Genomic DNA, 16,851 nt, shown 5'->3' with positions numbered 1-16,851 from the left:
GCCTTGATAAAAAATGCTGAGGAATAAGATATTGAAAAAATGCCATCAATCAAACTTATCAAGAATATAGCTTACTACTTGCTTAAAATCCACTTCAACTTTATCGGGCATTTTTCTTGATTTATATTCAATTTTACCATTATCAGCATGAGTATCACTAATGACCAGTCGATGTGGTATTCCAATAAGCTCAGAGTCTGCAAACATTATTCCAGGACGCTCTTTTCGATCATCAAGCAACACTTCAATATTTTGCTCTAGACAGTCCATATAAAGCTGATCTGCCAAAGCCTTAACTCGTGATGACTTGTTGTAATTAATTGGAACAATAACAAGCTGGAAAGGAGCAATAGCTTCAGGAAAAATAATCCCTCTATCATCATGATTCTGCTCAATACTTGCAGCTATAACTCTTGTTACTCCAATACCATAACACCCCATATTCATATTAACTGCTCTGCCATCTTCTCCAATAACATTAGAATTCATTGAATCTGAATACTTAGTTCCTAATTGAAAAATATGCCCTACCTCAATACCTCTTTTTATTTCAAGACTACCTTTACCATCTGGTGAAGGATCGCCCGAAACAACATTGCGTAAATCAGCAGTAATAATTTGTTTAGTATCTCGCTCCCAATTTACACCAGTAAAGTGCTTATCATTTTCATTAGCCCCGCATACAAAATCAGACAAAGATGCCGCTGCAAAATCTACAATAATTGGAATATCAAGATTCACAACACCAATGGAGCCAAAAGAGCAGTCAAGTTTTTTCTTGACAACTCCTTCTTCTGCCATTTGAAATGGTTGTTTAATTCCATCAATTTTTGATGCCTTAACCTCATTTAATTCATGGTCGCCGCGTAACACTAGAGCAACTAAATTCTCATCACTACCTTCAACAATTAATGTTTTGATGGCACTTGATGGCTCAACTTTTAGTAAATTACAAACGTCAGCAATAGTTTTAACTCCTGGCGTTTCAACTTTCTCTAAAGGTTGTTCAGCAGTCTTTGGCTTTTCCTGAGGAAGTGTTTCTGCCCTCTCTATATTTGCAGCATAGTCTGAACTATCAGAAAAACAAATTGCATCCTCTCCAGACTCTGCTAGAACATGGAACTCATGTGAGCTATCACCACCAATAGAGCCAGAATCAGCTAAGACAGGCCTGTAATTAAGTCCCAATCGATCAAAGATATTACAATAGGTTTGATGCATTATCTGATAAGTTTCCCCAAGAGACTCCTCATCAATATGAAATGAATAGGCATCCTTCATAATGAATTCTCTAGAGCGCATTACTCCAAAACGTGGACGAATTTCATCTCTAAATTTAGTCTGAATTTGATAAAAGTTAATTGGAAGTTGTTTGTAACTCCTCAGATACTGTTTAGCAATATTAGTAATGACCTCCTCATGAGTTGGCCCCATGCAGAAATCTCTATCATGACGATCTTTAAAGCGTAATAACTCAGGACCATACTCATCCCATCGTTTTGACTCTTTCCATAATTCAGCAGGCTGTGCAACTGGCATTAATACTTCCAATGCTTTAGATTTATTCATCTCCTCACGTATTATTTTTTCTACCTTTTGGATTATTCTTAAACCCATTGGGAGATACGAATACAGTCCCGATGCTAACTTAGAAATCAAACCAGCTCTTATCATTAATTGATGAGATATGATTTGAGCATCATTAGGCGCTTCTTTGACTGTTGAGATTAAAAAATCACTGCTTTTCATATAAAATGGTTTTCATATCAATAAATAATTCAATTTTACCTAATGCCTGATTTTCAAACTTTATTAATTTATATTATTCCTCTACTTTTTGCAATCACCCTTCATGAGGCTGCTCATGGCTGGGTTGCAAGTAAATTAGGTGATCATACTGCAAGAATGATGGGGAGAGTTACCCTCAATCCAGTAAAACATATCGATCCAGTTGGTACAATTGCCATTCCATTGCTTTTATTAATATCTTCATCTGGATTTATCTTTGGTTGGGCTAAGCCAGTTCCCATTAATTTTAATGCCTTGCGCTCTGGAAAATCTGGAATGATCTGGGTTGCTTTGGCGGGCCCAGGAGCAAATTTATTTATGGCTATATGCTGGCTGTTTATTATGATTCTCGCTATTAATATGAATATTCCTGTTTTAATAGAAATGGGCCGTATCGGAATAATGGTAAATTGTGTTTTAGCTGTTTTTAATCTTCTACCAATACCTCCACTTGATGGATCTAGAGTAATCAGTGCCCTTCTTCCAAATCGTCTTGCATATCAATATAATCAACTTGAGCAATATGGATTATTTATATTACTTGGGCTTATGTTTATTGGTGGCTTTAATTACTTAGTTCTTCCAGTCGTGGGATTACTTTTAAGCTGGTTTCAGTTTGCTTTGTTATTATTAGGATGAGCAACTAAGCTCTAGATTTTGAGCCCACTCAGGGGGCTCACTATCGTAAGATTCATATCCATCATGGCTGTCAAATGGTTTTTTGAGTAATTGGAAAAGAGTTTCAATTTCATCGTATTCATTTAAATCTTCTGCTTTTCGAATTGCAACTTCAGCTAAATAATTTCTTAAAATGTATTTAGGATTAACCTTGTGCATCATAGTTACCCTTTGATTCATCTTTGAAGTCTCTTTTTCAATTCTAGCCTTATAACGCTCAAACCAAGAATCAAAATTAGCCCCCAATGTATGCTCGCTCTCACTTGAAAGTTGTCTCATAGAACGGTGGTAATCTTTTTTATTAGTATAAAGCAACTCTAAAAACTCATTAATTAATGAGTTGTCTTGATCATTAGCCTCCAGTAATCCAAATTTCCTCCTCATCAATGAAGAATATTCTTTAACTAAAGACGGTTCATATTCTGCAATAGCTTCTTTTAACTGAGCCTCATTAACAAGAGACTTGAGTGCATCAGCTAAGCGGTGTAAGTTCCATAATGCGACTGATGGCTGCTTTTCAAATGAATACCGGCCCTGCGTATCAGAATGATTACAGATAAGTCCAGGATTATAAGTCTCCATGAAGCTGAATGGTCCATAATCAATAGTCAGCCCTAGGATCGACATATTATCTGTATTCATTACGCCATGAGCAAATCCTTGGGCCTGCCATCGCGCAATCATTAATGCTGTTGACCTTACTACCTCCTTGAACAATTCTAAATAATTTTCTTGATCAACATGAGGCAGGTGATGCTTAATAACAAAATCAGCTAATTTTTTTACGTTTTCTGTTTGGCCTCTAGCTGCAAAAAATTCAAAGTGGCCAAAACGAATATGGCTTTCTGCAACACGAGTTACAATTGATGCATTTTCTAGGTGCTCACGGTAAACACTGGTATCACTCGCAACAAGAGCTAAAGCCTTCGTGGTTGGTATATTTAAAGCCTCCATGGCTATAGAACATAAATACTCTCGAATACTTGATCTAAGAACAGCTCGTCCATCAGCACCTCGAGAAAAGGGAGAGGTTCCAGCTCCTTTTAAAGAAACCTCAAAGTTACTAATTTCACCAATAAGGCATGAGCGCCCATCTCCAAGCTGCGGCACAAAGTAACCAAACTGATGGCCTGCATAAACTGTAGAAATAGGATTTACATCATCCAATTTTTTCTCACCTGAGCAGATACTTAAAAGATTTTCATCACTCATGTCTAAGTTAAGGTCTTTTTTAAGGCTTTGATTTACATGAACTAATTTACTATTCTCAAGCTTTTTAGTCTCAACTTGAGCAAAGTAATCATCGCCTAAACTTAAGTATTTAAGAGAGCCTATCATTTAAAATTTGATTAACTTGTTTTGGATTTGCTTTCCCCTGAGTAGCTTTCATTACTTGGCCAACAAAAAAACCTAAAAGCTTAGTGTTTCCATTTTTAAATTGCTCGACTTGATTAAGATTTTTTGCAATGATTTCATCAATGATGGGCTCTAAAGCACCAATATCTGTCATTTGTTCTAAGCCCTGATCTTTAATTATCTCATCAACACTTCTTTTTTCATCCCACATGAGCCTAAAGACATCTTTAGCTATTTTTCCTGATATAGTATTATCAGTAATTCTTGAAATTAGATTAAAAAGCTCAGAGGCTGATATTGGTGAATCCTGAATATCAATTTGATTTTTATTTAGAGAGGCTGAAAGCTCGCCCATAACCCAGTTTGCTGAAAGCTTAACATCTGCACCCTTATCAATGATAATTTCATAGTAATCAGCCATTGCCTTTTGCGAGGTTAGGTTTTCAGCATCATATTCACTCAACCCAAGCTTATCTATAAACCTAGCCTTCTTTTCAGTAGGAAGTTCAGGCAGTCGATCTTTAATTTCTTTAAGAAGCTCATCATCAATAACAACAGGTAGTAAGTCAGGGTCAGGAAAATATCTGTAATCATTAGCTTCTTCTTTTGAGCGCATAGACCGTGTTTCATTTTTAATTGAGTCATAAAGTCTAGTTTCTTGAGCTACAGAGCCTCCATCTTCTAAAATATCTATTTGCCTTTCAACCTCGAGATTAATAGCTTTTTCTAAAAATTTAAATGAGTTAATGTTTTTTATTTCAGCTCTAGTACCTAACTCCTCACCCTCTCTTCTAACAGAAACATTAGCATCGCACCTAAAAGATCCTTCCTGCATATTTCCATCACAAATATCAATATATTGAACCAATGCATGAATTTTTTTAGCATAAGCAACTGCTTCTTTAGCATTACTCATATCAGGGTCAGATACTATTTCTAATAATGGTGTTCCTGCTCGATTCAGGTCAATTGCTGTGTAATCATCATATAAATCATGGATTGATTTTCCTGCATCTTCTTCTAAATGTGCACGGGTAATTCCTACCATCTTCTTTTCGCCATTATCTAGTGGGATATTAATTGTTCCATTTCCAACAATTGGAATTTCAAACTGTGAAATTTGGTAGCCTTTTGGGAGGTCTGGATAAAAATAATTTTTTCGCGCAAAAATAGAGTGCTTATTAATAGTTGCATTAACTGCCAAGCCAAATCTAAGCGCCATTCGAACTGCCTCTTTGTTTAAAACAGGTAAGACGCCAGGAAACCCTAAATCAACAGCACATGCCTGAGTATTTGCTTTTGCACCAAACTCAGTAGATGCACCAGAAAATATTTTTGATTTTGTTTTTAATTGCGTATGTATTTCCAGTCCAATTACAGTTTCCCAAGTCATAATAAACTATCCTCTATAATTCAATTGGTGAGGAAGTATGCCAATCAGTTTTTAATTGAAACTGATGGGCAGTATTAAGCAAAAGCTCTTCAGACCAGTGATTACCTATCAGCTGAAGACCTACTGGCAGTTCTTTTGAGAAGCCTGCAGGAATGCTCATTCCAGGGAGCCCTGCTAAGTTTACTGAAAGAGTATAAATGTCCGCTAAATACATCGAGACAGGATCCTTAACAGAACCTAAATCAAAAGCAGGTGTTGGGGAAACTGGCCCCATTATGACATCAACACTTTGAAAAGCTTTTTTAAAGTCCTCACTAATTAGTTGTCTAACTTTTTGAGCTTTTAGATAATATGCATCATAATAACCAGCAGAAAGTGCATAGGCACCAATCATAATTCGTCTTTTCACTTCCTTACCAAATCCTTCTGAGCGAGACCTTAAATATAAGTCATCTAAATCTTTAGGATCTTCACATCGATACCCATACCTTACTCCATCAAATCTAGATAGATTTGAAGAGCACTCACAAGGTGCTACAATATAGTAAGTTGGAATTGCATGCATTGAATTAGGAAGTGAGACCTCTTGAATCTTAGCGCCCATCGACTCATATTCTTTAATTGCATCCATAACAACTTTTTCAACTCCCTGGTCTAGGCCACTGGAAAAAAATTCTTTAGGAAGTCCAATCTTTAATCCATCCAAAGAGTTTGTTAATTGATTAGTGTAATCAGGAGTTTCTTTAGAAGCACTGGTAGAATCTTTACTATCAAAGCCTGCCATAGCATTTAAAACAATTGCTGCATCTTCAGCAGTCTGAGTCATTGGGCCAGCTTGATCAAGACTCGAGGCATAAGCAATCATCCCATATCTAGAAACTCTTCCATACGTTGGCTTGAGTCCAGTAATTCCACACAAACTCGCAGGCTGGCGAATACTGCCTCCAGTATCAGTTCCAGTTGCAAATGGAGCAATACGAGATGCAACAGCAGCAGCAGAACCTCCAGAAGACCCTCCTGGGATTTTCTTTAAGTTCCAAGGGTTTTTTACTGGCCCATAATAGGAATTTTCATTTGATGACCCCATAGCAAACTCATCCATATTTGTCTTTCCTAGCATTACCATATTTTCTGAATTAAATTTATGACTCAGTGTTGCATCGTATGGAGAAATAAATGAATCTAGCATCTTAGAACCTGCAGAGGTTTTTACGCCCTTAGTGCAAAAAATATCTTTATGCGCATATGGAATTCCGGTCAAAGGAGTATTGTCTCCTTTGGCTATTTTCAAGTCTGCTTCATTTGCCTGTGCAAGCGCAAGATTTTCAGTCACTGAGATAAATGCATTGAGCTTAGATTTATTAATTCGATTTAGATAATGTTGGGTTAACTCTACAGATGAAAAATCTTTATTTTTGAGTCCCTTGATTAGAGCGGCAACAGATAGATTATGCATCATCATTCAATTACCGTTGGGACAAGAAAGTGACTCTTGCCTATTTTGGGGGCAATTGCTTGAAATTCTTCAGCTAAGTTTTCTTCAGTCACTTCATCATCTCTTAAGCGCTGAGACATATGCAGTGGATGCGCCATAGGCTCAACATCGCCAGTATCTATTTCATTAAGATCACCCATCAAGCTAAGTATATTATTTAATTCTGACGTACTTTGCTCTAACTCTACATCTTCAATACTTAGTCTAGCTAAATAGGCAATCTCTTTAACTTGTTTTTTATCTAATGACATGTTTAATTAATATTTATTAACAAAAATTTGATATAACTTTTTGAAAGTTTTCTTTTGAATATGATCCAGTAACAAAAGAGCTTCCTACACTATTTAAAAGCACAAGACGCAAACTACCATCAACTGCCTTTTTATCGACTGACATTGCCTGAATTAAGCTTTCACTCTTAACTCCCTTGCTTATGCTAATTGGTAAATTAGCCTTACTAAGAATACTCTGAATTCGCTCAAAGTCAGTTTGGGACAATTCTCCTTCGAACTGCGATAGCATTGAAGCCATACACATACCAATAGAAACAGCCTCCCCATGCAAGTAGACCCCATAACCAAAAGTATTCTCTATAGCATGCCCAAAAGTATGCCCAAAATTTAATAGCGCCCTCTTCCCATGCTCAAATTCATCCTGAGAAACGATGATCGACTTATCTTTACACGAGCGATAAATTAAATCAATAATCAAACTATTATCACGCTTCATAATTGGATCAATATTGGCTTCAAGATGGGATAAAAAATCAATATTACCCAGTAATCCATATTTTATAACCTCAGCCATTCCTGCTGAGTATTCACGATCATTCAATGTACTTAGGGTGTCAACATCAATGATAACTGCTTGCGGCTGATAGAATGCGCCAATCATATTTTTACCTAACTCATGATTAACGCCCGTTTTACCGCCTACACTAGAATCTACTTGAGATAGAAGAGTCGTTGGAACCTGGATAAAATTAATACCACGCTGGTATGACGCTGCAGCAAAACCAGTCATATCACCAACCACACCGCCGCCAAGAGCAATCAAAGTGGCACTCCGATCAAACTTTTCTTGAAGAAGTGCATCAAATATAAGGTTTGTAGTTTCAAGTGTTTTATATTGCTCGCCATCAGGCAATATAACGACCTTCACAGTAAAGTTATCTAGTAACTGAGTCACTCTATCTAAATACAATGGGGCAACCGTTGTGTTAGAAACAACCATAACTTGCTGACCGCTTATATGATCTTCAAAAAAAGATTTTTGAGACAATAAGTCACATCCAATATAGATTGGATATGACTTATCGCCAAGCTCTACATTTAGAATTGTTTGATCATTCGTCATTAAGCAAATATCCTAGTTTCTCCGTCACCTGTAACATTTTCTATGCAGCGACTACATAGCTCTTTATGCAATTTATTTTGACCTATTTCAGGCCTATGATGCCAACATCGAACGCATTTTTCATACTCACTTTTTCTAACTAAGATTGCCAGTGAGTTATCAATATTAATAGCATTTGCTGGCTTATCCTTCAGCTGATGAACTTTTGCATCTGAAGTAATAAACAAAAACCTTAATTCATCTTTTAGTTCTAATAGAGCCTGATAATTTTCATCTTCACAGTAAATATCGACCTCAGCATCTAACGATGAGCCAATGGTTTTAACACGCCTCATCTCTTCAAGTTCTTTTCTTAGATGGGCATTGATGTCTCTAGAAACATCAATTGAATGATTATTGAATTTAGCTTCCAGCCCTTCATACCAGGTCTGTAAAAAAATACTTTCGTTTGAAGCACCTGGTAAAAATTGCCATATCTCTTCGGCGGTAAACGTCAAGATAGGAGCCAACCAACGAACCATGGCATGGGAAATATGAAATAGTGCACTCTGAGCAGAGCGTCTCGCTAAAGAATCAGATTGAGTAGTATATTGTCTATCTTTGATAACATCTAAATAGAAACCACCTAGATCATTTGTACAAAAATTTAATATTGCTTTCATTGCAAAGTGAAAATTGTACTCATCATATTCACTAATAACATTTTTTTGTAATTCAGCAGTCTTAGAAACAATCCATTTATCTAAAACGAGCATATGATCTATCTCTACAAGATCTTTACTTGGATCAAAGCCTTCCATGTTTGCCAACATAAAGCGCATTGTATTTCGAATCCTGCGATAACTATCAGCACTTCTATTAAGAATCTCATCAGACACCGTCATTTCACCAGAGTAATCAGTACTTCCAATCCAGAGTCTTAAAATATCCGCACCAAGCGAGTTAACAACTTTTTGAGGGGGAACTACATTACCAACCGATTTACTCATTTTATGACCATTTTGATCCACAGTAAAGCCATGAGTAAGAACTTGCTTATAAGGTGCCCTGCCATTAATTGCGCATGAAGTTAACAGAGATGATTGAAACCATCCTCGATGCTGATCAGAGCCCTCTAGATACATATCAGCGACATCACTTAAATGATCACTTGCCTTCAATACTGCATAATGACTTACGCCAGAGTCAAACCAAACGTCCAATGTATCGGTAGTTTTTTCGTAATCAGGCGCTTCATCACCTAAAATATCTTCAACTTTAAGTTTAAACCAGGCCTCTATACCCTCAAGTTCAATTTTTTTAGCGACAATTTCAAATAGTGATTCTGTCTCAGGATGCAACTCTCCAGAATTTTTATTAACAAATAAAGTAATTGGAGTTCCCCAATACCTTTGGCGTGAAATGCACCAGTCAGGTCTATTTCCAACCATTAATTCAATGCGTTTCTGACCCCAATCAGGGATCCATTTAACATTTAAAATCTCTTCATTGACTTTATCTCTTAATTTCTTTTGAGTCATTGAGACAAACCACTGAGGTGTCGCACGAAATATTACAGGCGTCTTATGTCTCCAGCAATGAGGATAAGAGTGCGTAATGGGCTCGTGTTTTACTAAAGTGCCTTTATTTTGAAGTAGGGTAATAATAGTGCTGTTAGCTTTAAAGATAAACTCTCCAGCAACACCATTAGTTGTCTCTATGAAAACGCCCCTTCCATCAACAGGGCACTCTACTGGTAAATTATATTTAAGGCCGACTATGTAATCATCTTGGCCATGCGCAGGAGCTGTGTGAACTGCACCAGTCCCAGCTTCTGTTGTTACATGTTCACCTAAGATAATTGGCACCTGCTTATCATAGAATGGGTGTTGAAGCATTATGCCTTCAAGGTCAGAGCCTTTATAAACTTTATCTATCTTATTCTTTGACTTTAGGTCAAACCTTTCAAGAGCAGACTCAAGTAAATCTTCAGCAAGAATAAAGTATTGCTCCCCTACATCAACTAAAACATAATCCAACTCAGGATTAAGAGCAACCGCTTCATTTGCAGGTAACGTCCAAGGCGTTGTTGTCCAAATAACAATAGAAATAGGCTTATCTAGATCAAAAAAATCACCAATAATCTTAAAAGCCACATCTACTGTATCAGAACCTTTGTCTTTATACTCAACCTCAGCTTCTGCAAGCGCTGAAGAGCATTCTGTGCACCAATGTACTGGTTTAAAACCCTTAGCAATGTGTCCATTTTTAACAATTTTTCCAAGTGAGCGGACAATATCAGCTTCATACTTAAAGTTCTTAGTTAGATATGGGTTGTCCCAGTCTCCAAGAATCCCTAAACGCTTAAAATCAACCTTTTGTTTTTCAATCTGTTGATCTGCGTAGACCCTACATGCAGCTCGAAACTCATCAGCATTTATTTTATGACCAACCTTTCCCTTCTTTTTTTCCACCATGTGTTCAATAGGGAGTCCATGACAATCCCAACCTGGAACGTACGGAGCGTCAAAACCTGACAAGGTTTTGCTTTTGACAATAACATCTTTTAGCACTTTATTTACTGCGTGACCAATATGAATATCTCCATTCGCATAGGGAGGCCCATCATGAAGCACAAATAATGGCTTCCCTTTAAACTTGTGACGAATTTGTTGGTATAAATCATGATCCTGCCATGTTTTTAGGAAACCACCTTCGCGATTTGCTAAATTGGCTTTCATCGGAAAATCAGTTGCAGGTAAATTTAAGGTGTTTTTATAGTCAGACATTAAGGCGTTAATTTTTTCTATATAAAAACGCCATTATACTTGACACATATGGTTTAACAAGATTGATAATGCTTTTGAAAAATAAATTAAAGCGTATAAAAAAACATTAAATTAGCCTTTCAATTTAACTGCATTAAGTAACGCTTGGACTTGTTTGGGTTTGAGAAGTTCAGATTGATTTGCGCGCAAGTTATCTGGCATCCGAATGTCACTAAATCTTGTTCTAATAAGCCTTGAAACTTTAAAATCTAAGGCCTCCCAAAGCCTTCTGACTTCCCTTTTTCTGCCTTCCCTTACAACAACGTGATACCATCGATTTGCACCATCACCACCACCAAGGGTTACTTTGTGAAATTTAGCAAACCCATCATCAAGCTCTATTCCGTTAATTAATTGTTTTATATCCTCATCACTAACCCTTCCTAAGACGCGCACTGCATATTCCCTATCTATTTCAGAACTCGGATGCATTAGCTTGTTTGCTAGATCTCCATTATTAGTAAATAGTAATAAACCAGATGTATTAAGGTCTAGTCGTCCTACCATAACCCAACGCGTATTTTCGGGCAAGAAGTCAAATACACTTTTACGACCCTCTTCATCTTTGTTTGAACAAATAACGCCTGCTTGCTTATTGAGCATCAACACCTTAGTCTCTTCTTCTGAGTAACGCTTTAGGTCTATCAACCTCCCATCAATTGTTACCTTATCGGCGATTGTTGCCTTATCACCAAGCGTCGCTTCTTTGTTATTAACAGAAATTCTACCCTGCTCTATAAGCCTTTCCGCCCATCGTCTTGATCCATAACCAGCATTGGCAATAAGTTTTTGTAGTCTTTCTGACATTTAGTTTTATCTCTTTTTAGTAGGTTATACCCATCGCATCACGAACCTCTTCCATTGTGCTTCGCGCAACTGCCCTTGCACTCTCTGAACCCTCAAAGATGATTTCTTGTATAAGGTTTGGATTGGATTGATACTTCGCTATATTTTCTTGGATAGGCTCTAACTCAGCGTTAATTGACTCTATAACAGGCATCTTACATTCAATGCAGCCTATTTTAGCTTTTGTGCATCCTTCATTTACCCACTTGAGAGTATCTTCTGATGAATATATTTGATGTAACTGTGATACTGGGCATTTTTTTGGATCACCCGGGTCAGTTAATTTAACGCGAGCAGGGTCTGTCGGCATTCTATTAATTTTTTGCTTGACAGATTCAGGCTCTTCTCTCAAGGAAATCATATTGTTATAAGATTTTGACATTTTCTGTCCATCCAGGCCAGGCATTTTAGATGCTTTAGTTAAAAGAGCTTCAGGCTCAGTTAAAATTATCTTCCCTAAGCCTTCTGCATATCCTAAAAGCCTTTCTCTATCTCCAAGAGTAATATTTTGCTGCTCACCAAGTAAAGCTTTTGCCTTAACCAAAGACTCATCATCACCCGTCTCTTGATAAGACTTTCTTAATGCTCTATAGAGTTTTGATTGTTTTTTACCCATCTTAGTCACAGCGGCTTCGGCTTTCTCTTCAAAATCAGCTTCGCGACCATAAATAAAATTAAAGCGTCTTGCAACTTCTCGGGTAAATTCAACGTGCGCGACCTGATCTTCACCAACTGGAACCAGGCCAGCTTTATAAATTAATATGTCAGCACTTTGTAATAGAGGATAGCCCAAAAAACCATAGGTCGATAGGTCTTTAGTTTTAAGTTTTTCTTGCTGGTCTTTATAAGATGGCACTCTTTCTAACCAGCTAAGAGGAGTTGTCATTGAGAGCAGTAAATGAAGCTCTGCATGCTCGGGCACTTTAGATTGAACAAAAATTGTAGAAGTATTAGGATTAAGACCAGTTGCCAGCCAGTCAACAACCATATCCGAAACATTTTTTTCTAAATTAATTCTATCAGAATAGTGAGTTGTAAAGGCGTGCCAATCAGCAACAAAATAATAAGAGTCATACTCATTTTGAAGTTGGATCCAATTTTTTAGGACACCATGATAGTGACCAAGGTGTAATTGGCCTGTGGGCCTCATTCCAGATAATACTCGATGATCTTTCATAGTGCTTAATAGAAGGCTTAAATGTTAATTACTTAATTATCCCATAGATTGGCTATAGCTTTCTAAGCCATCTAAAACCAAATTATCAAAGGATTTAACCGATACAGGAAGCTCTTTAATTATCTCTTTTACAATACCACCACAGATAGTTATAACGCCGCCTGGGTATTTTAATTCAAAATTATGTATTTGAGAATTAACAGCTGACACAAGCATTGCATGAGTTCCGCTTTGCCACGCACCCTTAGTACTATTTTTCAGCTCAGAAGTGTTTATAGATAAATCATTTGTTGAAAACTTAGCAAAGCTTGCTCTTAGGGCACGAATGCCAGGCATTATTAGTCCGCCTTGGTGCATTCCTTTAGCGTCAATAACGTCAAAGGTAACTGCGCTTCCAGCGTCAATTACTAGTAAAGGTTGATTTGGGAAGCTCTCAAGAGCCGCCAGCATAGCAAGAAAACGATCCACACCCAGCTTAGATGGATCATCATAGGACAAGGTTAATCTTCCATATTGCTTTAACGGCTCTACTAACTTAACGTTAGAAAATTGAGTCTTTATGGCTTGCACGATATTTGGATGTGCAACAGCACTTACCCAAACCAAATCAGCTTTGGGCAATAATTTTAATGAAAAAAGATCTACGCCTTGAGTAAAAACCTCAGAGTCACATGTACGACACTTAACAGCAGAGTTACCTATATCAATAAAGAGGCTAGATTGGGACATCAAAGAGGGCTGCGTTGATCCATAAGTGCATGAAAATACTTGCCACATAGCCTAGAGCAATAGCCCATATCCATTTAAGGTGTGAGACGAACGTATAGTGTCCTTGTGATTGCCCCATCAACGCAACACCTGCTGCCGATCCGATAGAAAGCATACTTCCTCCAACACCTGCAGTGAGTGTTACCAAGAGCCACTGACCCAGAGACATGTCGGGCGTCATGGTCAATACTGCAAACATTACTGGAATGTTATCAACGATGGCAGAAAGAATACCTACTAAAACATTTGCATAGGTAGCGCCCAACTGAACATACATCGCCTCAGAAACTAATGCTAGGTAACCCATAAAGCCTAAACCACCAACACTTACAATAACACCAAAAAAGAAGAGCAGCGTATCCCACTCTGCCCTAGAGACCTTTCTAAATACATCAAACCTCTCTGAAATTGGGTCATTCGAGTTATGCCTAACTTTAACAAAGTAGCCCACTACCATAAGGTATCCAAGTCCTGTCATCATTCCCATCGCTGGTGGGAGATGCAGGAAATTATGAAAACTTACCGCTGTTGCAATCGTCAACAAAAACATAAAGGTTATTACAATACCACCATTCTTAATATTGACCACTTCGTCTACAACCTCTGGCTTCTCATTTTTAATTGCAAAGTGCATGATCGCAGCGGGTATAAGAAAATTAACCAGTGATGGAAAGAATAAGACAAAGAACTGCTGAAAGTCAACCAGACCTTTCTGCCAGACCATGAGCGTAGTAATATCTCCAAACGGACTAAACGCGCCGCCAGCATTAGCAGCAACAACGATATTCACAAACGCCACCGAAATAAACTTTGCATTCCCAGCACCAACTGCCAAGACCACTGCGCCCATTACAAGAGCTGTAGTAAGATTATCAGCGATAGGTGACATAAAGAACGCTATAAATCCTGTCAGCCAGAATAGCTGCCTGTAACTGAATCCTTTTGATATAAGATATACCTTCAATTTCTCGAAAACGAGGCGTTCACGCATCGCCTCAATATAAGTCATTGCTACTAATAGAAAAAGGAATAGTTCAGCATATTCTAAAAAATTATGCCTTAGAGCTGCTTCTGCTGCATGTGGTATCCCTTTGGAGGCATACACCCAACCTATAATTCCCCATATTAATCCAGCAACCAAAATAACTGGCTTTGACTTACGAAAATGTGTGAACTCTTCAAGCATCACAAAGGCATAAGCAATAACAAATAGTGTTAAGGCAAGATAGCCAGCCCAGTGACTCGTTAAGTCAAGATTTACAGCATCCGATGAAGCGAAAGTTAAGCTTGGAATTAAACCAAGTATTATCAGTAATATTTTATTCATTTGTTTATTCTTGTTAGTGTTGGGCCTTGTTCATTGTTAAGAGTTATTTTTGCATCTTTAAGCTCGACCTCTAGGGTGGCTAAACAATAAAAATGCGAATTATATTTTATCCTAAATATAACTATTCCGCTTGATTTATAACGGGCACCTCTAGCTTTTGCAGACTTAGAAGAAGCGCAGTAAAGAGAGTCGCCAATATTTACTTCTGAGTCTAGATCAAAGGCAAAAAGACGACGTTTTGCTGAGCCCAGGTAATGAAGCCTCGCTACAACTTCCTGTCCTGGATAACAGCCCTTTGAAAAATTAACTCCAAACTCATCAATATCTAAATTAAGCATCTGCGGCACTAGCTTTTCACTAGTAATTGAAAAGATTTCTGGCAAAGAGGAGTCAACACAAGCCATATCCCAATGCACTGTTGGCTCCATATTAAATTGATTGATATTTTTTTTGTCAGTAATTATTAGTGATAATTTATCATTGATAACCAATGCTTTTTGATGAGTCTCGTTAATACAACCAACTTGAATATATTTTTTTGTTATGTCTGTAATATCAACATCAGACATTATTACAAACATCTGAAGCCTTGACCTTATTGCTTCAAGTAGATCTAATGGAAATGAAAGGAAAAAATCATCCTCACATTTAATTACCCAGAATAATGCTAATATTTTTCCCTGATGTTGGCAATAAGCATTCAATTGAACACTAGTGTCATCTAATTTACTAATATCATTGCTTAGTTGAGCTTGAAGAAAAGCTTCAGAGTCAGTTCCAGATATTTTTAAAAGTGCTCGATTCTCTAAAAGACAATACATATTAATCTTGAGCTTTAAATTAAAACATCTATTTTATCTATTTTCACCAAATAGATTTTGAATTAGATAAAAAAAACCCAGAGCATGCTCTGGGTTTTTATTGAATCAACTTATTCCTAAGTCAACTGTGTATTCTAAATAAATTTAGAAAGCAACAGAAGCCGCAAGTGTAAGTGAATCATCAGCTGAACTATAAGTAGCAGCTAGAGTTGCACCTGACGTTAGGTCACGTGAAACAGCAACTGTAATAAATGAATCTGCTGCAGCTACATCAAACTTAGTAGCAGTAGCGGCTGTGTAAGCACGAGACGCAGTTGAAGTAACAGTTAACTCGTTACCAGTAAGACCAATAGTAGCTGAAATGTCGTTCTCACTATCTAAAGTAATATCAACACCACCAACAGTAGTAGCAACTGCCCATGTAGTAGCACCATCATCGTTTGTTACGTCAATGTCCATACCAGCAATACTTGCACCAACAACAGTCTTAGTTGCATCGCCCATAGTAACAGCAACACTAACACCAGCAAAAGTACCTGAAGCAGTTAAGTCACCTGAATCATCTATAGCAATAGTAACGTCACCAATTGGAGCATCTAGAGCAACTGATACACCTGTATCTGTAGGCTCAACAAGATCACTTAGGTAATCACCGTCACCATCGTTAACGTTAGTTTCTTCTACGTCAAACATGTCAGCAGTTACAGTAATAGGACCAATTGTAGTAGACAAATCTACTGCCTCAGTCGCTAGTGATGTACCATGCATATCATATGTAGCAGTAAGCGTCGTAGTTCCTGACGTACCAGTAATTGTTATATCAGCATCATGAGTTGTTGCAGAGGCCAAAGAGCCATTGTCATCATATGTTACTGAAGCTGTTCCGCTTAGAGCAACACCAGCAATGGCTGATGTAGATGCCAAAGTTGATACCGCGAATAATGCGATTAGTTTTTTCATTTTATTCTCCATTTAGAATATTTATATTGTTAAGGTAGTCCTTAACACCCATATGTCACTCTTCTTGAGCAACAATGTA

14 protein-coding genes are annotated in these 16,851 nt (G+C 37.5%); 1 reads left to right on the top strand and 13 read right to left on the bottom strand.

Annotated features, from left to right (window positions below; genetic code table 11):
• Positions 1-45: 45 nt before the first annotated feature.
• Positions 46-1,749 carry a proline--tRNA ligase gene (locus ABXT49_RS02600; protein ID WP_416652935.1) on the bottom strand — a complete coding sequence of 568 codons (1,704 nt, stop codon included), beginning with the start codon at positions 1,747-1,749 and terminating at the stop codon, positions 46-48.
• A 42-nt stretch (positions 1,750-1,791) separates the two neighbouring features.
• Between ABXT49_RS02600 and ABXT49_RS02595 the strand changes: the two genes are divergently transcribed.
• Positions 1,792-2,427, top strand: coding sequence for a site-2 protease family protein (locus ABXT49_RS02595; RefSeq protein ID WP_416652933.1), 636 nt, complete (start codon positions 1,792-1,794; stop codon positions 2,425-2,427).
• Here the strand turns inward: ABXT49_RS02595 and ABXT49_RS02590 are convergent.
• From ABXT49_RS02590 to ABXT49_RS02535, 12 genes are all read right to left on the bottom strand, one after another.
• Positions 2,419-3,804 carry a protein adenylyltransferase SelO gene (locus tag ABXT49_RS02590; protein WP_416652931.1) on the bottom strand — a complete coding sequence of 462 codons (1,386 nt, stop codon included), beginning with the start codon at positions 3,802-3,804 and terminating at the stop codon, positions 2,419-2,421. The two genes, ABXT49_RS02595 and ABXT49_RS02590, sit on opposite strands and share 9 nt — an antisense overlap.
• The gene (gatB, locus tag ABXT49_RS02585; protein ID WP_416652928.1) at positions 3,788-5,215 is read right to left on the bottom strand and encodes an Asp-tRNA(Asn)/Glu-tRNA(Gln) amidotransferase subunit GatB; all 1,428 of its coding nucleotides are present in this window, start codon (positions 5,213-5,215) and stop codon (positions 3,788-3,790) included. Before gatB ends, ABXT49_RS02590 begins: the two co-directional genes overlap by 17 nt.
• Before the next feature lie 13 nt (positions 5,216-5,228).
• The gene (gatA, locus tag ABXT49_RS02580; RefSeq protein ID WP_416653514.1) at positions 5,229-6,671 is read right to left on the bottom strand and encodes an Asp-tRNA(Asn)/Glu-tRNA(Gln) amidotransferase subunit GatA; all 1,443 of its coding nucleotides are present in this window, start codon (positions 6,669-6,671) and stop codon (positions 5,229-5,231) included.
• Between the two features lie 2 nt (positions 6,672-6,673).
• Complete coding sequence (gene gatC / locus ABXT49_RS02575; protein ID WP_416652926.1) at positions 6,674-6,961, bottom strand: Asp-tRNA(Asn)/Glu-tRNA(Gln) amidotransferase subunit GatC; 288 nt, start codon at positions 6,959-6,961, stop codon at positions 6,674-6,676.
• Positions 6,962-6,977: 16 nt separating this feature from the next.
• Positions 6,978-8,066, bottom strand: a complete 1,089-nt coding sequence (gene aroB / locus ABXT49_RS02570) for a 3-dehydroquinate synthase (RefSeq protein WP_416652924.1) — start codon at positions 8,064-8,066, stop codon at positions 6,978-6,980.
• Entirely contained in the window at positions 8,066-10,834 is a 2,769-nt protein-coding gene (gene ileS / locus ABXT49_RS02565) for an isoleucine--tRNA ligase (RefSeq protein ID WP_416652923.1), read from the bottom strand. Before ileS ends, aroB begins: the two co-directional genes overlap by 1 nt.
• Before the next feature lie 111 nt (positions 10,835-10,945).
• Positions 10,946-11,680, bottom strand: a complete 735-nt coding sequence (locus ABXT49_RS02560; protein WP_416652921.1) for a pseudouridine synthase — start codon at positions 11,678-11,680, stop codon at positions 10,946-10,948.
• Between the two features lie 16 nt (positions 11,681-11,696).
• Entirely contained in the window at positions 11,697-12,896 is a 1,200-nt protein-coding gene (locus ABXT49_RS02555) for a tryptophan--tRNA ligase (RefSeq protein ID WP_416652919.1), read from the bottom strand.
• 36 nt (positions 12,897-12,932) lie between these two features.
• Positions 12,933-13,673 (bottom strand): type III pantothenate kinase, encoded by a 741-nt coding sequence (locus ABXT49_RS02550; RefSeq protein WP_416652918.1) that lies wholly within the window; start codon positions 13,671-13,673, stop codon positions 12,933-12,935.
• The gene (gene nhaD / locus ABXT49_RS02545) at positions 13,612-14,991 is read right to left on the bottom strand and encodes a sodium:proton antiporter NhaD (RefSeq protein WP_416652916.1); all 1,380 of its coding nucleotides are present in this window, start codon (positions 14,989-14,991) and stop codon (positions 13,612-13,614) included. The genes ABXT49_RS02550 and nhaD overlap by 62 nt, the downstream gene beginning before the upstream one ends.
• Complete coding sequence (locus ABXT49_RS02540; RefSeq protein ID WP_416652915.1) at positions 14,988-15,812, bottom strand: YgfZ/GcvT domain-containing protein; 825 nt, start codon at positions 15,810-15,812, stop codon at positions 14,988-14,990. Before ABXT49_RS02540 ends, nhaD begins: the two co-directional genes overlap by 4 nt.
• Before the next feature lie 144 nt (positions 15,813-15,956).
• Positions 15,957-16,772 (bottom strand): hypothetical protein, encoded by an 816-nt coding sequence (locus tag ABXT49_RS02535; protein WP_416652913.1) that lies wholly within the window; start codon positions 16,770-16,772, stop codon positions 15,957-15,959.
• Positions 16,773-16,851: the final 79 nt, after the last annotated feature.

It is taken from the genome of Candidatus Pseudothioglobus sp. Uisw_086 (assembly GCF_048085745.1).
Classification (GTDB): domain Bacteria; phylum Pseudomonadota; class Gammaproteobacteria; order PS1; family Pseudothioglobaceae; genus Pseudothioglobus.
Note: the sequence above shows the minus strand (reverse complement) of the source record. Positions and strands in the feature narration are given on the sequence as shown.

Coding starts and splice junctions, on each gene's coding strand:
- ABXT49_RS02600 (WP_416652935.1), bottom strand. CDS start 1,749: ATGAAAAGCAGTGATTTTTTAATCTCAACAGTCAAAGAAGCGCCTAAT.
- ABXT49_RS02595 (WP_416652933.1), top strand. CDS start 1,792: ATGCCTGATTTTCAAACTTTATTAATTTATATTATTCCTCTACTTTTT.
- ABXT49_RS02590 (WP_416652931.1), bottom strand. CDS start 3,804: ATGATAGGCTCTCTTAAATACTTAAGTTTAGGCGATGATTACTTTGCT.
- gatB (WP_416652928.1), bottom strand. CDS start 5,215: ATGACTTGGGAAACTGTAATTGGACTGGAAATACATACGCAATTAAAA.
- gatA (WP_416653514.1), bottom strand. CDS start 6,671: ATGCATAATCTATCTGTTGCCGCTCTAATCAAGGGACTCAAAAATAAA.
- gatC (WP_416652926.1), bottom strand. CDS start 6,961: ATGTCATTAGATAAAAAACAAGTTAAAGAGATTGCCTATTTAGCTAGA.
- aroB (WP_416652924.1), bottom strand. CDS start 8,066: ATGACGAATGATCAAACAATTCTAAATGTAGAGCTTGGCGATAAGTCA.
- ileS (WP_416652923.1), bottom strand. CDS start 10,834: ATGTCTGACTATAAAAACACCTTAAATTTACCTGCAACTGATTTTCCG.
- ABXT49_RS02560 (WP_416652921.1), bottom strand. CDS start 11,680: ATGTCAGAAAGACTACAAAAACTTATTGCCAATGCTGGTTATGGATCA.
- ABXT49_RS02555 (WP_416652919.1), bottom strand. CDS start 12,896: ATGAAAGATCATCGAGTATTATCTGGAATGAGGCCCACAGGCCAATTA.
- ABXT49_RS02550 (WP_416652918.1), bottom strand. CDS start 13,673: ATGTGGCAAGTATTTTCATGCACTTATGGATCAACGCAGCCCTCTTTG.
- nhaD (WP_416652916.1), bottom strand. CDS start 14,991: ATGAATAAAATATTACTGATAATACTTGGTTTAATTCCAAGCTTAACT.
- ABXT49_RS02540 (WP_416652915.1), bottom strand. CDS start 15,812: ATGTATTGTCTTTTAGAGAATCGAGCACTTTTAAAAATATCTGGAACT.
- ABXT49_RS02535 (WP_416652913.1), bottom strand. CDS start 16,772: ATGAAAAAACTAATCGCATTATTCGCGGTATCAACTTTGGCATCTACA.